The sequence below is a fragment of the Ramlibacter tataouinensis genome, assembly GCF_001580455.1.
Lineage (GTDB): Bacteria > Pseudomonadota > Gammaproteobacteria > Burkholderiales > Burkholderiaceae_C > Ramlibacter > Ramlibacter tataouinensis_B.
The window spans coordinates 3,442,625-3,463,775 of the sequence record NZ_CP010951.1 but is presented as its reverse complement, the minus strand read 5'-3'; the positions used below and the strand labels follow the sequence as shown (position 1 = coordinate 3,463,775).

The 21,151-nt window shown below is 68.4% G+C and carries 18 protein-coding genes; 6 read left to right on the top strand and 12 right to left on the bottom strand.

Annotated features, from left to right (window positions below; all coding sequences use genetic code 11):
• Nucleotides 1–2 precede the first annotated feature (2 nt).
• The 10 genes from UC35_RS16170 to UC35_RS16125 all read right to left on the bottom strand — a co-directional run bounded on the left by UC35_RS16170 (nt 3) and on the right by UC35_RS16125 (nt 12,028).
• Entirely contained in the window at nt 3–1,985 is a 1,983-nt protein-coding gene (locus tag UC35_RS16170; protein WP_061501474.1) for an alkyl/aryl-sulfatase, read from the bottom strand.
• Between the two features lie 43 nt (nt 1,986–2,028).
• On the bottom strand, nt 2,029–2,745 hold the full coding sequence (locus tag UC35_RS16165) for an NAD(P)H-dependent oxidoreductase (protein WP_061501471.1): 717 nt from the start codon (nt 2,743–2,745) through the stop codon (nt 2,029–2,031).
• The gene (locus UC35_RS16160) at nt 2,742–3,524 is read right to left on the bottom strand and encodes an enoyl-CoA hydratase/isomerase family protein (protein ID WP_061501469.1); all 783 of its coding nucleotides are present in this window, start codon (nt 3,522–3,524) and stop codon (nt 2,742–2,744) included. Before UC35_RS16160 ends, UC35_RS16165 begins: the two co-directional genes overlap by 4 nt.
• Before the next feature lie 233 nt (nt 3,525–3,757).
• On the bottom strand, nt 3,758–5,440 hold the full coding sequence (locus UC35_RS16155) for an AMP-binding protein (protein WP_061501467.1): 1,683 nt from the start codon (nt 5,438–5,440) through the stop codon (nt 3,758–3,760).
• A 29-nt stretch (nt 5,441–5,469) separates the two neighbouring features.
• Nucleotides 5,470–6,588 (bottom strand): CaiB/BaiF CoA transferase family protein, encoded by a 1,119-nt coding sequence (locus tag UC35_RS16150; protein WP_061501464.1) that lies wholly within the window; start codon nt 6,586–6,588, stop codon nt 5,470–5,472.
• 10 nt (nt 6,589–6,598) lie between these two features.
• Entirely contained in the window at nt 6,599–7,777 is a 1,179-nt protein-coding gene (locus UC35_RS16145; protein ID WP_061501462.1) for a lipid-transfer protein, read from the bottom strand.
• A 28-nt stretch (nt 7,778–7,805) separates the two neighbouring features.
• On the bottom strand, nt 7,806–8,615 hold the full coding sequence (locus UC35_RS16140; RefSeq protein ID WP_061501460.1) for an enoyl-CoA hydratase/isomerase family protein: 810 nt from the start codon (nt 8,613–8,615) through the stop codon (nt 7,806–7,808).
• A gap of 15 nt (nt 8,616–8,630) precedes the next feature.
• A complete protein-coding gene (locus tag UC35_RS16135) occupies nt 8,631–9,326 on the bottom strand; it encodes an acyl-CoA dehydrogenase family protein (protein WP_061501458.1) in 696 nt (231 codons plus the stop codon).
• A gap of 81 nt (nt 9,327–9,407) precedes the next feature.
• The gene (gene gabD, locus UC35_RS16130; protein WP_061501455.1) at nt 9,408–10,868 is read right to left on the bottom strand and encodes an NADP-dependent succinate-semialdehyde dehydrogenase; all 1,461 of its coding nucleotides are present in this window, start codon (nt 10,866–10,868) and stop codon (nt 9,408–9,410) included.
• An 8-nt stretch (nt 10,869–10,876) separates the two neighbouring features.
• Nucleotides 10,877–12,028 (bottom strand): iron-containing alcohol dehydrogenase, encoded by a 1,152-nt coding sequence (locus tag UC35_RS16125; protein WP_061501453.1) that lies wholly within the window; start codon nt 12,026–12,028, stop codon nt 10,877–10,879.
• A 126-nt stretch (nt 12,029–12,154) separates the two neighbouring features.
• Here UC35_RS16125 and UC35_RS16120 point away from each other — a divergent pair, with 126 nt between their 5' ends.
• The 3 genes from UC35_RS16120 (at nt 12,155) to UC35_RS16110 (ending at nt 16,254) form a co-directional block, all read left to right on the top strand.
• Nucleotides 12,155–13,978, top strand: coding sequence for an acyl-CoA dehydrogenase (locus tag UC35_RS16120; protein WP_061501451.1), 1,824 nt, complete (start codon nt 12,155–12,157; stop codon nt 13,976–13,978).
• Nucleotides 13,979–14,023: 45 nt separating this feature from the next.
• A complete protein-coding gene (locus UC35_RS16115; RefSeq protein WP_061501449.1) occupies nt 14,024–14,923 on the top strand; it encodes an SDR family NAD(P)-dependent oxidoreductase in 900 nt (299 codons plus the stop codon).
• Nucleotides 14,924–15,069: 146 nt separating this feature from the next.
• Complete coding sequence (locus tag UC35_RS16110; RefSeq protein ID WP_061501447.1) at nt 15,070–16,254, top strand: acetyl-CoA C-acyltransferase; 1,185 nt, start codon at nt 15,070–15,072, stop codon at nt 16,252–16,254.
• A 54-nt stretch (nt 16,255–16,308) separates the two neighbouring features.
• On the opposite strand, the gene UC35_RS16105 is transcribed toward UC35_RS16110, so the two are convergent.
• Nucleotides 16,309–16,740 (bottom strand): septal ring lytic transglycosylase RlpA family protein, encoded by a 432-nt coding sequence (locus UC35_RS16105; protein WP_321572370.1) that lies wholly within the window; start codon nt 16,738–16,740, stop codon nt 16,309–16,311.
• A 17-nt stretch (nt 16,741–16,757) separates the two neighbouring features.
• Nucleotides 16,758–17,750: an AraC family transcriptional regulator gene (locus UC35_RS16100; protein ID WP_158513923.1), complete on the bottom strand. Its 993-nt coding sequence runs from the start codon at nt 17,748–17,750 to the stop codon at nt 16,758–16,760.
• 118 nt (nt 17,751–17,868) lie between these two features.
• On the opposite strand from UC35_RS16100, the gene UC35_RS16095 reads away from it, so the two are divergent.
• The 3 genes from UC35_RS16095 (at nt 17,869) to UC35_RS16085 (ending at nt 21,137) form a co-directional block, all read left to right on the top strand.
• Nucleotides 17,869–18,342 carry a (2Fe-2S)-binding protein gene (locus UC35_RS16095; protein WP_061501443.1) on the top strand — a complete coding sequence of 158 codons (474 nt, stop codon included), beginning with the start codon at nt 17,869–17,871 and terminating at the stop codon, nt 18,340–18,342.
• Complete coding sequence (locus UC35_RS16090) at nt 18,339–20,540, top strand: xanthine dehydrogenase family protein molybdopterin-binding subunit (RefSeq protein WP_061501441.1); 2,202 nt, start codon at nt 18,339–18,341, stop codon at nt 20,538–20,540. The genes UC35_RS16095 and UC35_RS16090 overlap by 4 nt, the downstream gene beginning before the upstream one ends.
• A 309-nt stretch (nt 20,541–20,849) precedes the next feature.
• Entirely contained in the window at nt 20,850–21,137 is a 288-nt protein-coding gene (locus UC35_RS16085; RefSeq protein WP_061501439.1) for a hypothetical protein, read from the top strand.
• The last annotated feature ends 14 nt before the right edge of the window (nt 21,138–21,151 follow it).

Below are 21,151 nucleotides of genomic sequence, written 5' to 3'. Positions count from 1 at the left end.
CCTCAAGGGGTGACGATGTTGAACGCGGGCCTGAACACGGCCAACATGCCGAGCAGCTCGGTCAGCTTGCCGGCCTGGCCTTCGACCCGGATGTCGCCCTGCCTGAGCGCCGTGGCGAAGTCGAGTTGCCGCAGGCCGATGCGATCGAGCGTGGCCTTGCTCGTGTGCACGGTGACGTCGGCCTTCGCGTGTTTCGAGCCTTCGCGATGCGTGAGCACGCCGTTGCGCAAGGTCAGCGCGAAGGACTGGCGCGCGTCGTCGAAAATCCAGTTCAGCGTCATGTCGTGGCCTTGCGCCTTGTCCGAATCCAGCCGCACGGCCATGAAGTCGAAGAACATCGCCGGGGTCGTCGCCTTGACGAGGTCTTCGGTCACGCGACTCGGCAAGTTTGGCGCTCCGCGGCGCAGGTCGCCGGCGCCCGTGAGGTACATGTTGCGCCAGATGGCCGACTCGCTCTGGTAGGCGAGCTGCTCGAGCGCATCGGCCTGCGCCTCGCGCGCCTCGTTGTTGTCGGGCTCGGCAAAGACGAGGTGGTTGCCGAGTTGCGCGGCCCACCGGTAGTCGCCCTTGGCCATCGCGTCACGCAGTTGCGCGAGCACGGCCGCCGAGCCGCCCATCGCGGCGACGTAGCGCTTGCCGGCTTCCACCGGCGGCAGCGGATCGAGGTTGGCCGGATTGGCGTCGTAGAACCCGAGGTAGCGCTGGTAGACCGCACGGACGTTGAAGCTGAGCACGCCGTAGTAGCCACGCGTGGCCCACTTCCTGTCGAGCTCACCAGGCAGCTTGGTGATCGCCTGCGCGATCTCGTTCGGCGTGAGCCCCTGGTTCATCAGGTGCAGCGTGCGGTCGTTGATGAAGGCGTACATGTCGCGCTGGTCGGCCAGCAAGGTGCGGATGCCCTCGCCGCCCCAGGTGGGCCAGCCGTGCTGGGCGAACAGCACCTCGGCCTTGTCGCCGTAGCGCACCAGGCTGTTGTCCAGGTGACGCGACCAGCCCTTGGCGTCGCGCACCTGCGCGCCGCGCGGCGTGAGGACGTTGTGCATCATCCGCACCGCGTTCTCGGCCATGCACAGCGCCCGCTGCTTGGGCAGGTAGAGGTTCATCTCCGAGGGCGCCTCGGTGTCGGGCGTCAGCTGGAACTCGATCTGCACACCGTCGATGACGTGCGTCTCGTAGTCCTTCCCGATCAGGTGGGTCGGCGGGATCAGCGTGATCGTCGAGGCGGCCGGGGCCCCCTTGCCCAGGCCCGCATCGATCTGACCCAGTTCACCTCGCGGCACGCCCGCGCCGGCCTGGTACAGGGCGCGGCGGAACATTGCGGTGCCGGCGAGCAGGTTCTCGCTGATCGCATGCTCCATGAAACCCGCGGGCGCGTAGATCTTCACCTTGCCGGCCTTCACGTCGGCCTGGTCGACCACGCCCCGCACACCGCCGAAATGATCGACGTGGCTGTGCGTGTAGATGACCGCGACCACCGGCTTGGCCGGCCGATGCTGACGGTACAGCGCGAGCGCGGCACGCGCCGTATCGATGCTCGTCAGCGGGTCGATGATGATCAGCCCGCGCTGGCCTTCGATGACCGTCATGTTGGCGAGGTCCATGCCGCGCAGCTGGTACACGCGATCGGTCACCTTGAAAAGGCCGGCATTCGTGTTGAGCTGCGCGTGCCGCCACAGGCTCGGGTTCACGCTGTCCGGCGCCTGATCCTTGCGCAGGAAGTCGTAGGCGTGCGAGTCCCACACCACCTGGCCGGCGTCGTTCTTGATCTGGCCTTCGAAAGGCGCGACCAGCCCGCGGCGGGCCGACTCGAAATCGGCGCGGTCCCCGAACGGCAGTTGCGTGAGCACCGCGGCGTTGCGGGATGCCGTGATGGCACTGGCGCTCTTGCCTGGAACGGGCGGCACCGGATCGGCCGGCGCGGCGTGGACCGAACCGATGGCCAGCGCGATGGCCAGCACGAACGTGTCTGCGTGGAAAGGCTTCATCTGAACTCCTGCTTTGGACGACTCACGGAACGTCGTCCTCTTGTCACCAGGGCGCCGCCGCAGGCCGCGGGCGCAGCGCCGCATCGAAATGATCCATCGACGGAAAGCGCAAAGGCTGCAGCGCGTCGATCTGGCGCAAGCGTTGTCTGTACTGCTCCATCAGCTCGCCGCGCTGCCCGGGCTGGATATAGGGCACGTGCCACGCGACGAAGGGCGGCAACACCGTCATCCCCGTGTAGCCGAGTGTCCCGCGCAGGATCGGCCGCAACATCTCCTGCAGCTCGCCGTGGATGCCGTCCTCGCACAGCATGTGCGGCTGGCCCCCGATGGTGATGGCGAGCATCGCCTTTTTTCCCTTGAGGCCGCCGCGATCGTAGAAGCGCATGCCGCCGTAGCAAAGCCCCGAAATCAGCACGCGATCGACCCAGCCCTTCAGGATGGCCGGCATCGAGAACCAGTAGATCGGGAAGTTGAAGATGACCAGATCCGCGCGCTGGAGCTTCTCCACTTCGGCCAGGATGTCCTGCGCCAGGGTCTTGGCTTCCCAGCCGTGGCGCTGCTCGAGCGCATAGACAAGGTAGTCGGCGTTGGCGCGGCTGCCGAAGTCGGCGGCATCGGCGACGGCCTTCCACTGCATCGCATAGAGGTCGGACACGTCGACCTCGTGGCCCTGCGCCCGCAACTCCTGCGTCGCCGCCTTCATCATCGATGTGCAGAACGAGCCGGGCTCGTTGTGTGCGTGCACGATCAGGACATTCATCGCGTGACGCTCACTTCCTTGCGCGCCGCGGCGAGCTTGGCCTGCAGCGCGTCGATGCGCAGGTGGTTGTCCTCCGAGCCGATATAGCTGCGGAACAGCCACTCCTGCATGCGCATCGCGCCGTCGAGGTCCATGTTCAGCACCTGGTTCGACAGGCGTTTGGTCTCCGCCAGCGTCGTGCGGTCATGGCAAGCCATGTCGCGGGCGATGGCGCCCACGGAAGCGAGCAGTTCCCCTTCCGGGAACACCTGGCTGACGTAGCCCATGCGCTGGGCCTCCTCGGCGCCGTAGATGCGGCCGGTGAGCGCCACTTCCTTGGCGCGGCCCAGGCCGATGATGCGCCACAGCGGGTCCATGATCGGCGTCAGCGACAGCACGACCTCGCGCTGGCCAAACTTGGCGCGGGCGGAGGCGTAGCGGATGTCGCACATCATCGTGAGATCGAAGCCGCCCGCGATGGCCGGGCCGCCGATGGCCGCGATCACCGGCTGCGGGCAGAACAGCACGGCGCGATAGGCCCGATGGAACAGCGCGATGTAGGCCTCGTTCGAGACTTTCTCGAGCTTGCGAATCTCGTTGAGGTCGAAGCCGGCCGAGAAGAACTTCTCTCCGCCGGTGAAGACGATCACGTTCACGTCCTCGCGCTGGCCGAGGGAAGTGAACATCGCCGCGACTTCATCGAGCACATCGGGCGCGAGCGCGTTGCCCTTGTCCGGACGGTGGATGGTGACAGTGGCGACCTTGTCGCTCACATCGAGAAGGAGATATCTGGATTCCATGTTGGATTCCCGGGGAACCGGGACATGCGAAGGCGGGAGGACAGATCGCGAGCGCGTTGCGCGCTCGCGTGTTCAAGCCGTGCAGTGTAGAAGCGCTGGCTTCTTTCTTTCCTCCGGATTCGCGCTGGCGCGGGTGCCGCGCAAGTCCTTGTCAGACAAGGAGAATTCCGATTCTTCCGCCTCCGAAGCGACGCTCACTCCGGCTTTGATCCGCGTCTTCGGTCGCTGGTTCTTCAATCGGTCTCGAGCACGACCTTGCTGCCCGGCGCGGCCCATGCCGCGGCCTTGCCCAGATAGCGTTCCTCGATGATGCTGCGCCTGATTTTCATCGTCGGCGTGAGGAAGCCGTTGTCTATCGTCCAGGGCTCCTTCACCACCACCACATGGCTCAGGGCCTCGTGGGGTTCCAGCGTGGCGTTGACCTCGCCCAGCAGCGCCTCCCAGGTCGCGACCAGGGCGTCGCGGGCCGCAGGGTCTCCCATCTGCTGCCGTGCCGCGAGCGAGGGCATCAGCAGCACGAAGGGCTGCGGGTGCCCCGCGCCGGTGACGCATACGGCCTCGACCATGGGGTGCGCGAACCGGTTCTCGATCGGCGCTGGCGCCACATACTTGCCCTTGCTGGTCTTGAAGAGTTCCTTCACACGGCCGGTGATCTTCAGGCGGTTGGCCTCGTCGTACTCGCCGCGGTCGCCAGTGCGGAAGTAGCCGTCGTCCGTGAGGGCCGAGGCGGTCAACGCGGGGTCCTTGTAGTAGCCGAGCATCCGGGTTACGGTCTTCACCTCGATCTCGCCGTTGGCTGCGATGCGGGCTTGTACGCCGGGCAGGGCCTCGCCGCAGTAGCCGAGCCGCACCGCACCGGGCCGGCTGTAGTGCGACCAGCAGAAGTCCTCGGTCATCCCGTAGACGTCCAGCAGTTCCAGTCCCAGCTTGCGGTACCAGTCGACGATCTCCGGCGGCAGCGGGGCCGAACCGGTGAAGGCGATGCGCACGTCGGGCAAGCCCAGCATCGCGAGCACGTTCTGGCGCAGCGCCGCGCCTTCCGGAGAGTCCGCGCCCAGCAGCGCCTGCGCCGTGGCCGGCAGCTTGGCGCAAACGCCGGCATAGAAATTGGTCCACAGCCGCGGCATCGAGATGAACACGGTCGGCCGGGCGCGCTGCAGGTCCGCGACAAAGGTTTCCAGCGCGTCGTTGAAGTACACGCGCAGGCCGTGCGCCAGCAGGTTCGCCTCGACGAAAGACCGTTCGGCCGCATGCGCGAGCGGCAGGTAGGACAGCAGCCTGTCCGCCGGCGTGAAGCCGCAGAAATCGCCCGAGCCCTGGGCATAGCGGGCCATGTTGCCGAAGCTGTGCATCACGCCCTTGGGCACGCCGGTGGTGCCCGAGGTGTACAGGATCGTCGCCATCTCACCCGCATCGGGCAGGTGCGGCTGCTGCAGCGGCACAGTCGCGGCGGTCAGCGCTTCCCATTGCTGCGCCTGGGGCAGCGGCGACAGGGGCAACGCGATGAGCGGAAGTTCCTGCGGCAAGGCCGTGCGGATCTGGTTCCAGTTGTCGGCCTTTCCGTCGAGCTTGCCGACGAAGAGCAGCCGCGCTTCGGAATGCTCGAGGATGTGGCGCGCACTCGCAGCGCTGATCGTCGGATACAGCGGCACGGATACGTGGCCGGCCATCCAGATGGCCAGGTCGGCCATGATCCAGTGGGCGCTGTTCCTGCCCAGGATCGCGATGTTGCTCCTGGGCGGCAGGCCGAGCGATTCCAGGTGCGCCGCCATGCGCCGCGCCTGGTCACCGATCTCGCGCCAGCTGTAGTCGACCACCCGTCCATCCGGACGCGGCTCGGTCAGTGCGATGACCTCGGCTTGCGCTGCTTCCCAGTGCAGGAAGCGGTGCAGCAGGGTCGGGAATACGGTCGTCATTTTCTTGTCTCCAGTGTCCCAGTGCGGCCCTATGGCACTTCAACATTGAGCCAGTCCTGCAGCACCTCCTGCTGGTGCTGGCCCCGGCGCGGCACGGTGCCGGCGCTTCCAGGCGTGTGCGAGAAGCGCGGCGCCGGGTTGGCCTGCAGCACCCCGTCGATGCAGCTGTAGATGCCCCGCTCGGCCATGTGCGGATGCACGGCCGCCTCGTCGGGGTCCAGCACCGGGGCGAAGCAGGCGTCCGTCCCTTCGAGTAGCAGGCACCACTCGTCGCGGGTCCGGGTGGCGAACAACTCGGCAAAGGCCTGATGCCGCTGCGGCCAGGTCTTCGGGTTGCCCTGGTTCGCATAGGCCGGGTCGCCGGCGAGGCCGAGCTTTTCGACCAGCAGGCGATGGAACTTCGGCTCGGCCGCGCCCACCGTGACGAAACCGCCGTCCTTGCAGCGGTAGCTGCGATACCAGTGGGGACCGTCGAGCAGGCTCTTGCCCCGCTCGCTGGCGAAAAGGCCGGCCGATCGCAGGCCCATCAGCAGGTTCATCATGTTCGCGCTACCATCGACGATGGCCGCATCGACGACCTGGCCCCGCCCGGTCGCCCGCGCATGCATCACGCCGGCCAGCAGTCCGAGCGCGAGGTACATCGCGCCGCCGCCCATGTCGCCCACCAGGCTCGGTGGCGTCATCGGCGCCTCGCCCGGCTGGCCCGAATACCACAGCGCACCCGAGAGCGCGATGTAGTTGAGGTCATGGCCGGCCGCCTGCGCCAGCGGGCCGGCCTGGCCCCAGCCGGTCATGCGGCCATAGACGAGCTTCGGGTTGCGGGCGAGGCACACATCGGGCCCGAGGCCCAGGCGCTCCATCACGCCGGGGCGCATGCCTTCGATCAGCGCATCGCAGTTCTCGACCAGCTGCAGCACCGTCGCCACGCCCTCGGGCGTCTTCAGGTCGAGCGCGATCGAGCGCTTGCCGCGGTTGGTGACGGCATGCCGGCCGAGATCCATGTCTTCCGGGCCCATCTCGGCGCGATCGACCAGCACCACGTCGGCGCCCAGGTCCGCCATCAACATGCCGCAGAAGGGCGCCGGCCCGATGCCGTAGATCTCGAGGATGCGCAGGCCCGCCAGCGGGCCGCTTGCCTGTCGGCTCATCGCGCTGGCCTCAGATCCGGTACATGGTCACGACCGCAGCGCCGCCGATACCGACGTTGTGTTGCAGCGCGACGCGAGCGCCTTCGACCTGGCGCTGCTCGGCCTTGCCACGCAGCTGCGACACCAGTTCATAGCACTGCGCAAGACCCGTCGCACCGATCGGATGCCCCTTCGACAGCAGGCCGCCCGAGGGGTTCACCACGTACCGGCCGCCGTAGGTGTTGTCGCCGTCGTCGACGAACTTCTGCGCGCCGCCCTCGGGGCACAGGCCCAAAGCTTCGTAGGTCAACAGCTCGTTCTGCGCGAAGCAGTCGTGCAGTTCCACCACATCGACATCTTCGGCGCCGATGCCGGCCTGCTCGTACACCTTGTTGGCAGCCAGACGCGACATGCCGAAGCCCGCGAGCTGGCGCAGGTCACCGGACTTGAAGACCTCGGGGCCATCGGTGGTCAGGGCCTGGCCGGCGACCCACACGCGTGTATCCAGGCCATGCTTCTTCGCGTAGGCTTCACTGCACAGCACCGCGGCGGCCGCGCCGCAGGTGGGCGGGCAGGCCATGGAGCGCGTCATCACGCCCTCCCACATCACCTGCTCGTTCAGCACGTCCTGCGGGGTCACCACCTTGCGGAACACGGCGAGCGGGTTGTTGGCCGCATGGCGGCTGGCCTTGGCGCGGATCTTGGCGAAGGTTTCCAGCGGCGTGCCGAAGCGTTTCATGTGCTCCAGGCCGGCGGCGCCGAACAGTCGCAGGGCCGTCGGAACGCCCTCGGGCACCACGGGATCGCACTGCTGCATGAACAGTTCGAGCGGGTTGGGCCGGTCGGTGAACATGCTGCCCAGCGCCCCGGGGTTCATCTGCTCGAAGCCGAACGCCAGCACGATGTCGGTCTCGCCACTGGCGATGGCCTGGCGCGCCAGGTACAGCGCCGAAGAGCCGCTCGCGCAGTTGTTATGGACGTTGATCACGGGGACACCCGTCATGCCCACGTCGTACAGCACGCGCTGGCCACTGCAGGAGTCGCCATAGATGTAGCTGGCGTAGGCTTGCTGGATCGACTCGTAGCCGATGCCTGCATCGGCCAGCGCCAGGCGAACGGCCTGCGCGCCCATCACCGGGTAGGTCTCGCTCTGGCCCGGCTTCTTGAAGGGGATCATGCCGACTCCGGCCACTACTACCTTGCTTGTCATGTGTTTGCTCCAGTTGAAAGTTTGAAAGTTACGGCGCGGCCGGATCGAAGCGAGGCGCACCAGCGAAGAGCGGCGCCTCGCGCGAGACGAAGCGCGCCACCGCCTCGGCGTGGTAGTTGCTGACCGCGAACAGCCCCTGCATGGTGGACTCCAGTTGCGCCAGCCCATGCCGGTCGGTCTCGAAGGACCGGTTCAGGAGGTTCTTGGTCAGGCCGATGACCGCAGTCGGCGCATCGTCGAAGCGCCGCGCGAAGGCGAGCGCCGCATTGCGCAGGCGCTCGGCCGGCACGACGGCCTGCACCAGGCCCATCTGCTGCGCCTCGTCGGCCCCGATCTCCCGTGCGCTGAAGGCGATCTCCTTGGCCCGCGCCAGCCCCACCAGGCGCGGCAGCACGTACAGCAGCGACAGGTCGGGCAGCAGGCCGACCCGCGCGAAGCTCGCAATGAACCTGGCGCGCTCGGACGCAAGGACGAAATCCGCGCCCAGCGCCAGCGAAAAGCCCGCCCCCACGGCGAAGCCGTCCACCGCCGAGATGACGGGCTTCTCGAGCTCGACCAGCTCGGTGAACCAGCGATGCGTATCGAGCAGCAGCTGGCGTGCCATGAAGGGCTTTTCGCCTTCGGCAACGTCGCCCTTCAGGTCCGCGCCCGAGCAGAAGTCGCCACCGGCGCCGGTGAGCACGACGGAGCGCACCGACGCATCCTGGCGCACGGCCAGGAGGACGGCCGCCATCGCCTGCGCGATGGCCGCATCGAGGGCGTTCTTGCGCTTGGGCCGGTTCAGCGTGATGACCGCCGTCCTGCCCACCTTCTCATAGATCACTGCTTCTTCGCTCATTTTGACCCCGTTGTTTCAAACGAATGCGGCGATGCCCGTCAATTCATCCAGCAGCGTGGCCATCTCCGCCATCCTGGCGGCCACAAGCTGGTGCGCGGCGCGCATCAGGCCGACCGACAACATGCCGATACCGGCACGCGCTCTCTCGATTGCAAGCTTCTCGATGCTGAATTCGCGGCCATGCTCGTTGCGGTCCACGAGGACGTGGGACAGCTCGCCGGCCGTGCCGGTGGGGACCGTGACGATCACGAGATCGGCATAGTCGCCGTTCGAAATCCAGGTGTTCTCGCCACTCGCGTCGGAGCCCAGCCCGGGCTCGCGGGTGCAAAAGCCGCCGAAGCTGCGCCCGGCCAGCAGCTCTGGCAGGTAGCGCGTGCGCAGAGGCGCCTGGGAAGCTGGCAACTGCGCGAGCGTGGCGGCAACACCCATGTTGATCATCACGCAAACGCCGATGTCCAGCGACACCGCGCACAGCTCCTCGAATAGCATCGCCTCGGTCACGGCCGGCAGGCCCATGCCACCTTCCTCGACCGCGACGCTGGCGCCCGGCAGGCCGAACTCGGCAATGGCCTGGGTGAGCTCGCGCATCCGCTCCTTGGGCAAGCGGCAGTCGCGATAGCGGCTGGCCACCGGACGGATCTCCGCCGCCAGGAACCTGCGAAAGCTCTGCACCGCGAGGAGCTGGTCTTCGGTGGGCTGCTGAACCATCATGCGTTCAGCTTAAAGACGGCTCCGGCGGATTTCCCCACCCTCTTGTGATGGGGAAGGGGGTGGCCTGACGACAGGCCTTGGTTACATGCCGCCCATGCAGAGATACTTCAGTTCGAGGTAGTCTTCGATGCCGTACTTGGAGCCCTCGCGCCCCAGGCCGCTCTCCTTGACGCCGCCAAAGGGCGCCACCTCAGTCGAGATCAACCCTTCGTTGATGCCCACCATGCCGTATTCCAGCGCCTCGGCGACGCGCCAGACGCGTGCGATGTCTCGCCCGTAGAAGTACGAGGCCAGGCCGAACTCGGTGTCGTTGGCCATCGCGATGGCCTCCGCTTCGGTCTTGAACCGGAACAGCGGTGCGACCGGGCCGAAGGTCTCCTCGCGGAAGATCAACATGTCGGGCGTCGCCTCGGCCAGCACGGTGGGACTGTAGAAGTTCCCACCCAGCGGCGCGCGCGCGCCTCCCGTGATGACCCGCGCGCCCCTGGCCTTGGCATCGGCGACGTGCTGCTCGACCTTCTCGATCGCTTTGGCGTCGATCAGCGGGCCGATCTCGACGCCCGGCTCGTCGCCGCGGCCCACGCGCAGCGCGGCCACCGCCTGCGCCAGCTTCGCGGCGAAAGCCTCGTAGACGCCGTCCTGCACCAGCAAGCGGTTGGCGCAGACGCAGGTCTGGCCGGCGTTGCGGTACTTGGAGATGATGGCGCCGCGTACGGCGGCGTCGAGGTCGGCATCGTCGAACACGATGAAGGGTGCATTGCCGCCCAGTTCCATCGAGGTCTTCTTGACGGTGCCCGCGCATTGCGCAAGCAGCACCTTGCCGATCTCGGTCGAGCCGGTGAAGCTCAGCTTGCGCACCAGCGGGTTGGAAGTCAGCTCGCCGCCGATGGCGCCGGCGGCGCCCGTCACGCACGACAGCACGCCCTTGGGCACGCCGGCCTGCTCGGCCAGCACGCACAGCGCCAGCGCGGTGAAGGGCGTCTGGCTCGCGGGCTTGAGCACCATGGTGCAGCCGGCCGCGAGCGCGGGGCCGGCCTTGCGCGTGATCATGGCCGCCGGGAAGTTCCATGGCGTGATCGCGGCGCACACACCGATCGGCTGCTTGAGCACGACGATGCGCTTGTCGGGCGCATGCCCGGGAATGGTGTCGCCGTAGATCCGCTTGGCCTCCTCGGCGAACCATTCGATGAACGAAGCCGCATAGGCGATCTCGCCGCGGCTTTCGGCCAGAGGCTTGCCTTGCTCGGCCGTCATCAGGCGCGCCAGGTCCTCCTGGTTCTGCATGATCAGCTCGAACCAGCGCCGCAGGATGGCGGCCCGCTCCTTGCCCGTGCGCGAGCGCCAGCCAGCGGCGGCGGCATGCGCGGCCTCGATGGCGCGCCGGGTTTCGGCGGCGCCCATGCGCGGCACCGTGCCGAGGCGGCCGCCGGTGGCCGGGTTGTCGACGGCGATCGTCTCGCCGCTGTCGGCATCGACCCAGGCGCCATCGACATAGGCCTGCTGGCGCCAGAGCGCCGGGTTCTTCAGTTCGGGTGCGATCATGGCCGCAGTCACAGGGCTTCCTGGTAAAGCGCTTGCGCGTCCTCTCGACGCACTTCGCGCGGGTTGTTCACGAGCAGGCGCGTCTGCTTCATCGCATCGTCGGCGAGCAAAGCCAGGTCGGCTTGCGAGATGCCGACTTCGCGCAAGTGGGTCGGCAGGCCCAACTCGCCGGCCAACCCGGCCAGGTGGTCGGTCAGCGCCCTTGCCTTCTGCAGCTCGGTGCCGGTCGCGCCCGGGCGCACGATCTCGCTCAGCTGCGCGTATTGCGGCGTCGCGGCCTCCAGGTTGAAGCGCATCACGGGCGCAAGCACGAGCGAGTTGGACAAGCCGTGCGGCACATGGAAGCGGGCGCCGATCGGATAGGCCAGTGCATGAACCGCCGCCACCGGCGCGTTGGCGAAGGCCATGCCGGCCAAGCAGGCGCCCAGCAGCATGTCCTCGCGTGCCTGCAGGTTGCGGCCGTTCCTGCACGCCAGGTGCAAGGCGCCCGACAGCAGGCGCAGCGCCTCGCGCGCCAGGGCGTCGGAGATCGGATTCTTCAGGCGCTTGCTGGTGTAGGCCTCGATGGCGTGCACCATCGCGTCGATGCCGGTGGCCGCGGTCACCTGCGGAGGCAGCCCCAGCGTGAGTTCCGCATCGAGCAGCGCCAGGTCCGGCAGCAGCACGGGCGAGACCACGCCCTTCTTTTCGCCGGCGCCGGTGGTGACGATGGAGATCGCAGTGACCTCGGAGCCCGTGCCGGCGGTGGTCGGCACCATGATGAGCGGCAGCCGCGGCCCCTTCGCCTGATCGACGCCGTACACCTGCGACAGGGATTCGCCGCTTCGCGCCAGCAGCGCCGCGAGCTTGGCCACGTCCATCGAGCTGCCGCCGCCGAAACCCACGACGCAGTCGGCCTGGCACGCCGTGGCCGCGGCTGCGGCGGCAAGGATCACGTCTTCGGGTGGATCGGCCTGCACATCCGAAAAGACGGTGACGCGCAACCCCCTCTTGGCGAAGCCCGCCAGGGCCTCGTTGAGCATGCCGGCCGAATGCAGTCCGGGATCGGTGACGACCAAGGTGCTCCAGGCGCCCATGGCCGCCACACTGTCGGCGAGCAATCTGGCGCCGCCGCGCGCGACCTTCAGGGAACGGGTGGTATTGAACGCGAAATCCTGCATGGGCAGGCAGCTTACGGAGCTTGCTTTCGCGCTGCCCCTCCATTTTGGGGTGGGGCGAGGACCGCAGACTTGTGGTCTGCTTGCGGGTTGCCTCAAGCCGCAGCGACTGCAGTCGCGACCCGCCGCATGACCCAAGACCTGATCCTTCCCCGCAGCGACCTCGACTTCCTTCTCTTCGACTGGCTCAAGGTCGATGACCTGACCCGGCGCGCCCGCTTTGCCGGACAGGACCGATTCGACTATGCATCGGTCCTGGACATCTACGCCAAGCTTGCCGCCGAGCTGTTCGCCACGCACAACAAGAAGAACGACAGCCAGGAGCCCTCCTTCGACGGCGAGCGGGTCACGGTCGTCGAGGACGTGGGCGTGGCCATGCGCGCGTTTTCCGAAGCCGGGCTGATGTCCGCGGCCTTCCCGCCGGAATGGGGCGGCCTGAGCCTGCCTTCGGTGGTGGAGCGCGCGGGCATGGCCTACATCATGGGCGCCAACGTGGCGAGTGCCGGCTATGCCTACCTCACCATCGGCAACGCCAACCTCCTGATGGCGCACGCCAGTCCGAAGCAGGCGGCCAAGTACGTGCCGGCGATGGCGCAAGGCCGCTTCTTCGGCACCATGTGCCTGTCCGAGCCGCAGGCAGGCTCCAGCCTCGCCGACATCCGCACCAAGGCCGTGCCGGGCGCCGACGGCCGCTACCGCCTGTTCGGCAACAAGATGTGGATCTCGGGCGGCGAGCACGAGGTGTCCGAAAACATCGTGCACCTGGTGCTGGCCAAGATCCCCGATGCGAACGGGCAACTGCCGCCAGGCGTGCAAGGCATCTCGCTGTTCACCGTGCCGCGCCGGCTGGTGAACGAGGATGGCAGCCTGGGCGAGCGCAACGACGTCGTGCCGGCCGGGGTCAACCACAAGATGGGCCAGCGCGGGCTGGTCAACTGCCTGCTCAACTTCGGCGAAGGCAAGTTCAGGCCCGAGGGCGAGGTCGGCGCGCTCGGCGAAATCGTCGGCGAGCCGGGCCAGGGTCTCGCCTACATGTTCCACATGATGAACGAGGCGCGCATCTCGGTGGGCCTGACCGCCGCGGCCCTGGCCTACACCGGTTACCTGCACGCGCTGGACTATGCGAAGACCCGCACCCAAGGGCGACTGCGCAGCCAGCGCGATCCCGTCTCCGCGCCGGTGCCCATCATCCAGCACGCCGATGTGCGCCGCATGCTGCTGGCGCAAAAGGCGTACGCCTCGGGCGCACTGGCGATATGCCTGTACAGCGCGCGGCTGAACGACGACGTGCACTCGCTGGAAGACGCCGCAGCACGTGACGAAGCGCACCTGCTGCTGGAACTGCTAACCCCCATCACCAAGAGCTGGACCGCGCAATGGGGACTGGTGGCCAACGAGCTGGCCATCCAGGTCCATGGGGGCTATGGCTACACCCGCGAGTACAACGTTGAACAGTTCTACCGCGACAACCGCCTCAACCCGATCCACGAAGGCACCTTCGGCATCCAGGCCATCGACCTGTTGGGGCGCAAGACGCGCATGAAGGGCGGCGGCGCGCTGAAGCTGCTGTCCGCGCGCATCGCCGTCACGATCGACAGCGCGAACCGCATCGCGTCGCTGCAGCGTCATGCGCGCACGCTCGCCAAGGAATGGGACCGGCTGCAGACCGTCACCAGCAAGTTGCATGCACTGCCGGACGCCGAACAGCAACTGGCCAACGCCGGCCCCTACCTCGAAGCCTTCGGCCACGTCGTCGTCGGCTGGCTGTGGCTGGATCAGGCGCTGACAGTGACCGACTTGCTGCAGGGTCCGCAGGCCAGCGACTTCCATCGCGGCAAACTCGCGGCCTGCGACTACTTCTTCGGCTGGGAACTGCCCAAGGTGGCCGCATGGCTGGCCGTGCTCGACCCGGTGGAGCGCACGCCCCTGGACATTCGCGAAAATTGGCTGTGATCAGCCTCGCGGCTTCTTCCAATTGACAAGGACAAGGACACACGAATGAACATCGATCTGAGCGGCAAGGTCGCCATCGTCACCGGCGCGGGCGCCGGCCTCGGGCGCGAGCACGCGCTGCTGCTGGCGCGCCTGGGCGCCAAGGTGGTCGTCAATGACCTCGGCAGCGACGTCAATGGCCGCGGCGGCTCCGCGTCGGCGGCGCAGAAGGTGGTCGACGAGATCGTCGCCCGGGGCGGCGAGGCCATGGCCAACGGCGCCTCGGTGACCGACTTCGAAGCGGTCAAGCAGATGGTGGCCGACACCGTGGCGCGCTGGGGCCGCGTGGACATCCTGGTCAACAACGCCGGCATCCTGCGCGACAAGAGCTTCACCAAGATGGAGATGGAAGACTTCCGCACGGTCGTCGAAGTCCACCTGATGGGCGCCGTCCATTGCACCAAGGCCGTGTGGGAGACGATGCGCCAGCAGGGCTTCGGCCGCATCGTGATGACGACCTCCTCCTCCGGGCTGTACGGAAACTTCGGCCAGGCCAACTACGGCGCCGCCAAGATGGCGCTGGTGGGCCTGATGCAGACGCTCTCGCTCGAGGGCGAGAAGCACAACATCCGCGTCAACTGCCTGGCGCCCACCGCCGGCACCCGGATGCTCGACGGGCTGATGCCCGAGGACAAGCTGGCGGCCCTGCAGCCCGCGGCCGTGAGCCCGGCCATCGGCGCACTGGTCGCCGACGACGCGCCCACCCGCATGGTGCTGTGCGCCGGCGCCGGCAGCTTCGAGGCGGCCCACATCACGCTGACCCGGGGCATCCACCTCGGCGCCGGGGCGCAGGTGGTGCACGAACTGGCTGCACGACTGCCCGACGTGGCCGAGCGCGCCGGCGAGATCGTTCCCCGAAGCGGCGCCGCCCAGGGCGACCTGGAGTTGAAGAAGGCCAGCTTCTAACGAACCCGATATGAGCCCGTCTGTCTCCTTCCCCCTCCGGGGGAAGGCTGGGATGGGGGCACGCCGGCACCGAACGCCCCCACCCCAACCCTCCCCCGGAGGGGGAGGGAGCAGCCGGCGCTCCGAAACACTTTCAAGGAAACAAAATGATCGACGCCGTCATCGTCTCCACCGCCCGCACGCCCATCGGCAAGGCCTTCCGGGGCGCCTTCAACGACACCAAATCGCCCACGCTGCTGGGCCACGCCATCAGCCACGCAGTGCAGCGCGCCGGCATCGAAGCCGGCCGCATCGAAGACGCCGTGATGGGCTCGGTGCTGACCGCCGGCACCGCCGGCTCCAACATCGCGCGCCAGGCCGTGCTGGCCGCCGGCCTCCCGGCAACGGTGGCCGCGCAGACCATCGACCGCCAGTGCGCCTCGGGCCTGATGGCGATCGCCACGGCCGCCAAACAGGTCATGGTCGACGGCATGGAAGTGGTGCTGGCCGGCGGGCAGGACAACATCTCCGCCGTGCAGAACCGCTACTTCGAGTGGACGGCGGCCGAGCAGGACGCGAACGTGCTCGCCCGCGCGCCCCATGCCCACATGCCGATGCTGCAGACCGCCGAGTTCGTCTCGCGCAAGTACGGCATCTCGCGCGAGGCGCAGGACCAATACGCACTCGAGTCGCAGCAGCGCACCGCCAGGGCCCAGGCCGAAGGCCGGCTCGACGCCGAGATCGTGCCCCTCGCGACCCAGATGCTGGTGACCGACAAGGTCACCGGCGAGACCAGCCGCAAGCAAATCACGCTGGCCAAGGACGAGGGCAACCGTCCCGAGACCACACTGGCGAGCCTGCAAGGGCTCAAGCCGGTGGTCGAAGGCGGCGTGGTCACCGCCGGCAACGCCAGCCAGCTCTCCGATGGCGCCAGCGCCTGCGTGGTGATGAACGCCAGGCTCGCCGAGCGTCTCGGCCTGGCGCCGCTGGGCATCTACCGCGGCATGGCGGTGGCCGGCAATGCGCCGGAAGAGATGGGCATCGGCCCGATCTACGCGATTCCCAAACTGCTCAAGCAGCACGGCCTGAAGGTCGAGGACATCGACCTGTGGGAGCTGAACGAGGCCTTCGCCTGCCAGGTGCTGTACTGCCGCGACCAGCTGGGCATCGACCCGGCGAAGTACAACGTCAACGGCGGCAGCATCGCCATCGGCCACCCCTATGGCATGACCGGGGCGCGCCTCACGGGCCACGCGCTGATCGAAGGCAAGCGGCGCGGCGCGCGGCGCGTGGTGGTGTCGATGTGCGTGGGCGGCGGCATGGGCGCCGCGGCGCTGTTCGAGATCGCCTGATCGCCTGCGGCCGCCGCGCGCGATGCTGTTCGCGGCAGCCGGGTCTGCCTTGCGTCAAAGCGCCGTGAGGACGACGGGCGCCTCGCCGGCTTGCAACATGTCGATCGCCGCGGCCGCTCCCTTGCTCAGGTCGATGATGCGATCACTGACTTGCGGGCCGCGGTCGTTGATGCGCACGACCACTTCCCGGCCATTGCGGACATTGCGAACGCGCACGCGGGTGCCGAACGGCAGTGTCCGATGGGCCGCCGTCAGCTCGTTCATGTCGAAGCGCTCACCGTTCGCGGTGCGCTTGCCATGGAAGCCGGGGCCGTACCAGGAGGCCTTGCCGCGGCCGAGCTCGGCGCCCGGTTTCGGCTGCGCCGCCGCGTCCGGCGCGGGCCGGGCGCGATCGGGGGCGGTGGCGCACCCGGCCAGCACCGTCAGCACAGCCATCAGCATCCAGGCGGCCAGGCGCTCGCGGGGCAGGCCCCAAACCGGTGCCAACTGCGGACGCTCCGGGCTCACTCGACCACTGCCTTGCGGTAGGACTCGGGCGTGGTGCCGGTCCAGCGACGGAATGAGCGGTAGAACGAATTCGAGTCCTCGAAGCCCAGCAGGTAGGCGAGTTCAGGCACGTTGCGCTTGCCGGCGGCCAATGAGCGCTGAGCCACGTCCCGGCGCGTTTCGTCCAGCGCGCGGCGGAAGGTCTGCCCTTCCGCGGACAGCCGCCTCTGCAGCGTGCGTTCGCTCATGCACAGCTCGGACGCCACCGCGGCCAGCGTCGGCTCGTCGCCCTGCAGCATGCGTTGCAGCTGGGCACGCACGCGTGCCGTGACGCCGCTGTCATCCATGCGCTCCAGGGCCGCCCGGGCGCCGAACTCGAGCCATTCCGCGGCCCGCGCATCGGCGGAGACGAGCGGACGCTGCGCGTCGGCCTGCGAGAAACTCAGGCTGTTCGCCGGCTGGGCGAAGGCGACGGGGCAGCGGAAGATGTCCTCGTACAGCGGCCGGAACGCGGGCTCGGGGCGCCGGAAGCCCACCTTCAGCGGCGCCATCCCGGCCAAAGCGAAGCGCCGGCCGAAGGTCACCAGCGACGCGAACTCCAGGTCGACCCGCGAGTAGCTCCACGGCTTGGATTCGTCGGGCGATTCGGTGACCACGGTGAACTCAAGCGCGTCCTGCCGGATGCGGTAGCTGTCGCCCCACACCAGCCGGTTGTAGCGCGCCTTGCGCTGGAGCGCCGAGCCGAAGGTCGGGCTGGCCATCGCCGTGAGGCCCGAAATGCCGTAGCGCTCCGGACGCAGCACGCAGCCGGCGCGCAGGCCGAACGCCGGGTCATCGAGCCGCCGCCAGGCGACCGCGATGAAGCGCTCGACTTCCGCGAAGGTCATGCCGGCTTCCAGCGCGGCGGGATCGACGCCAGCTTCGCGTGCGGCGTCGGCCAGGTCGACACCCGCATCGGCGATGGCGTCGAGCATATTCCTGGGCAGCGGCGTGACGAGCGGCTGGGGCACGCGCGCATGATAGTCCCCGGCGCGCCATGGCGCCCGGCGCATGTCGTTTGGCAGGCGCTGCAACTTCCGGCGCCCCTGCCGGGTCGAAACTCCTGCGACGCGACTGGAAGGAGCGACGATGGCAGTCACCCTGAACCTCAACGGCAAGCCGGCGACCTTCGATGCGGCTCCCGAGATGCCGCTCCTGTGGGCGATCCGCGAGCACGCGGGCCTCACCGGCACGAAGTTCGGCTGCGGCATCGCCGCCTGCGGCGCCTGCACCGTGCACGTGAACGGCGCTGCCGTGCGTTCCTGCGTGTATCCCCTGTCGGCCTGCGCCGGTGCGAACGTGACGACGATCGAAGGACTCGGAGGAGCTCATCCGGTGCAGAAGGCCTGGATCGCCGTGCAGGTGCCGCAATGCGGCTACTGCCAGTCCGGGATGATCATGGCGGCCAGCGCGCTGCTCGCGCAAAAGCCCGCGCCGACCGACGCCGATATCGATGCGGCCATGACCAACATCTGCCGCTGCGGCACCTACCCGCGCGTGCGGCAGGCGATCCACGACGCGGCGCGCGCGGCCGCCGGCGCACCGGCGAGGGGGCAATCATGAAGCGGCGCACCTGGCTGATCGGCACGGGCACCGTGGTCGGCGGCGCGCTCGGCGTCGGTGTGCTCGGCCTCGTCGCGCGCGATGGCTACTACGAACGCCGCGCCAAGGAGCTCGCAAAGCCCGCCCTGTTCGCGGGCTGGATCGTCATTGCGCCCGACAACGTCGTCACCGTGTACATCCCGCACTCGGACATCGGGCAGGGTTCCCACACGGCGCTCGCCATGATGGCGGCCGAGGAGCTCGATGCCGCCTGGAGCCAGGTGCGCGCCGAACAGGCGCCGGCCGATCCCGCGTTCGCCAACCGCCACTTCATCGAGGGCTTCCTGCTCAAGGGGCGCCAGGCGCCGGAGTTCGCACGCTCGGGCACGACGCTCGCTTTCGGCGAGATCGGACGGCTGGTGAACATGCAGGTGACAGGGGGTTCCGCCTCCGTGCGCTTCACCGGGCAGATGGGCCTGCGCACCGCCGGCGCCGCGGCACGCGACATGCTGCTGACGGCGGCCGCGACGCAATGGGGCGTGCCGCGGTCGGAACTGGTCACCCGCGAGGGCACGGTGCAGCACGCCGCCAGCGGGCGGACGATCCGCTACGGTGAGCTCGTGCAGCGCGCGGCCGCCCTGGACGCGCCGGCGCATGTCACGCTGAAGAAGCGAAGCGAGTTCCGCCTGATCGGCACGGCGCCGCCGCGCCTGGACATTCCGGACAAGGTCACGGGCCGCACGAAGTACGGCATCGACGTGAGCCTGCCCGGCATGCTGACCGCGACGGTGATGGCCTCCCCGGTGCATGGCGAGCGCCTGGTGCAGGTGGACGAAGGGCCCGCACTGGCGGTGCCCGGCGTGCGCAAGGTGGTCAAGCTTCCCAATGCCGTGGCCGTCGTGGCCGACGGTTACTGGGCGGCGCGCACCGGCCTGGCCGCACTGAAGCCCCAGTTCTCATCGGGTTCGAATGCGCAAGTGACGAGCGAGACGATCTCGGCGCGCTTCGACACGGCGCTTCAGAGCGCCGAGGGCAAGAAGGTCCACTCCGCTGGCGACGCCGCCGGGGCGAAGGGCAGCCAGGTCGCGGCCGCCTACTCCGTCCCCTTCCTGCATCACGCCACCATGGAGCCGATCAACGTGACCGCCCTGTGGGAGGCCGGCAAGCTGAAGGTTTGGGGCAGCGAACAGGATGCGCTCGGTGCGCGCAATAACCTCGCGGATGTCAGCGGGCTGGCACTGGCGGATGTGGCCTTCACGCCGATGGCGGTCGGTGGAGGCTTCGGCCGCCGCTCGGCGCCAAAGAAGGATCACCTGGCGCAGGTCGTCGAGATCGCCAAGGCGGTGGCGCCCGCGCCGGTGAAACTGATCTGGAGCCGGGAGGAAGACTTCGCGCAAGGCGCCTACCGGCCGGCCGTTACCACGCGCATCGAAGCGACGGTCGACGACAAGGGCCAGGTGCAGGCCTGGCGGCAACGCTTCATCGACACGCCCGAGCTGATCAACGAGGGCTTCCCCCTGCCCTATGCGATCGCGAACCAGCGCATCGAGGCGGTCGCCGCACCGACGCACGTGCGCTATGGCGCATGGCGCAGCGTCGCGCACAGCCAGCACGGCTTCTTCACCGAGTCCTTCGTCGACGAACTCGCCGCGGCCGCGAAGAAGGATCCGCTGGAGTTCCGCCGCATGCACCTGCCGCCCGGATCGCGGCATCGCCGCGTGCTGGACGAGGTGGCGCAGCGTGCCGGTTGGGGCACGCCGCTGCCGACCGGCCACGCCCGCGGAATAGCGCTGGTGGAAAGCTTCGGCAGCGTGGTGGCCGAAGTCATCGAGGCCTCCGTGGACGCGAGCGGCTTGCCCCAGGTGCACAAGGTGACCGCGGTCGTCGACTGCGGGTTCGTGGTCCATCCCGACACGGCGGCGCAGCAGGTCCAGGGCGGCATCATCATGGGCCTGAGCGCCGCGCTCGGTGAAGCCATCACCATCAAGGACGGCGCGGTCGTGCAGCGCAGCTTTCCCGACTACCCGATCCTGCGCATGAACCAGGTGCCGGCGATCGACGTCTCCTTCGTCGAAAGCGACGGGCCGCTCGGCGGACTCGGCGAGGTGGGGCTGCCGCCGGTGGCTCCCGCCCTGGCGAACGCCATTGCCGCGAGCACGGGGCGCCGCATCCGGTCGCTGCCGCTGCGCTCGGCGGGAAAAGAGTCGCCGAACGCCTAGGCGGAACGACGCCTTGTCGCGGTCGGCAGGGCCTTGAGGCCCCGCGACTCAGGGACCTTGGGGTCCCGCGCTTGCGGCGCGCGCAAGCCATTCAGGACTTACTGCCTCGTCTCGCCTTCTGGCGAGCTCGATGAACTCGCGCGTCCGCTGGCCGCGTCAGGTCATGCGCTTGTCATGGCAGCCCGGCAGCATGCCGGCCAAGAAGCCGGATGCCCAAGGCCTCAGTGCACGGCACCGAAACGGTGTAGTACCAAGGTATCGATACATTTCGTAGCGCTACCCCGGCCTACTTCAAGGAGGAACAAACTAATGAGAAAAGACGAACCCCCTGCCGGCGCCGCCGCGCAACTCAAGCCACTGGTGTCCACCGCCGTCCGGCTCGCCATCGCGTTTGGCGTAGCAGGAACACTGGCTGCGGGCTGGATCTATGCGGGGTCGCAGAGCCGCGCCGCGGTTCACGCCAGCACCAGCGCGCTGAACGTCACCCGCGTCACCTTGCCGCGCGTGGAAGTGGTCGGACGCCGGGAGACCGCCAACGTGGCCCGGGTCGCCGCATCGGGCGCGACCTCCCCGGCCGAACTCACCGGAGCCTTCTGACGGCGTTCCGAAGA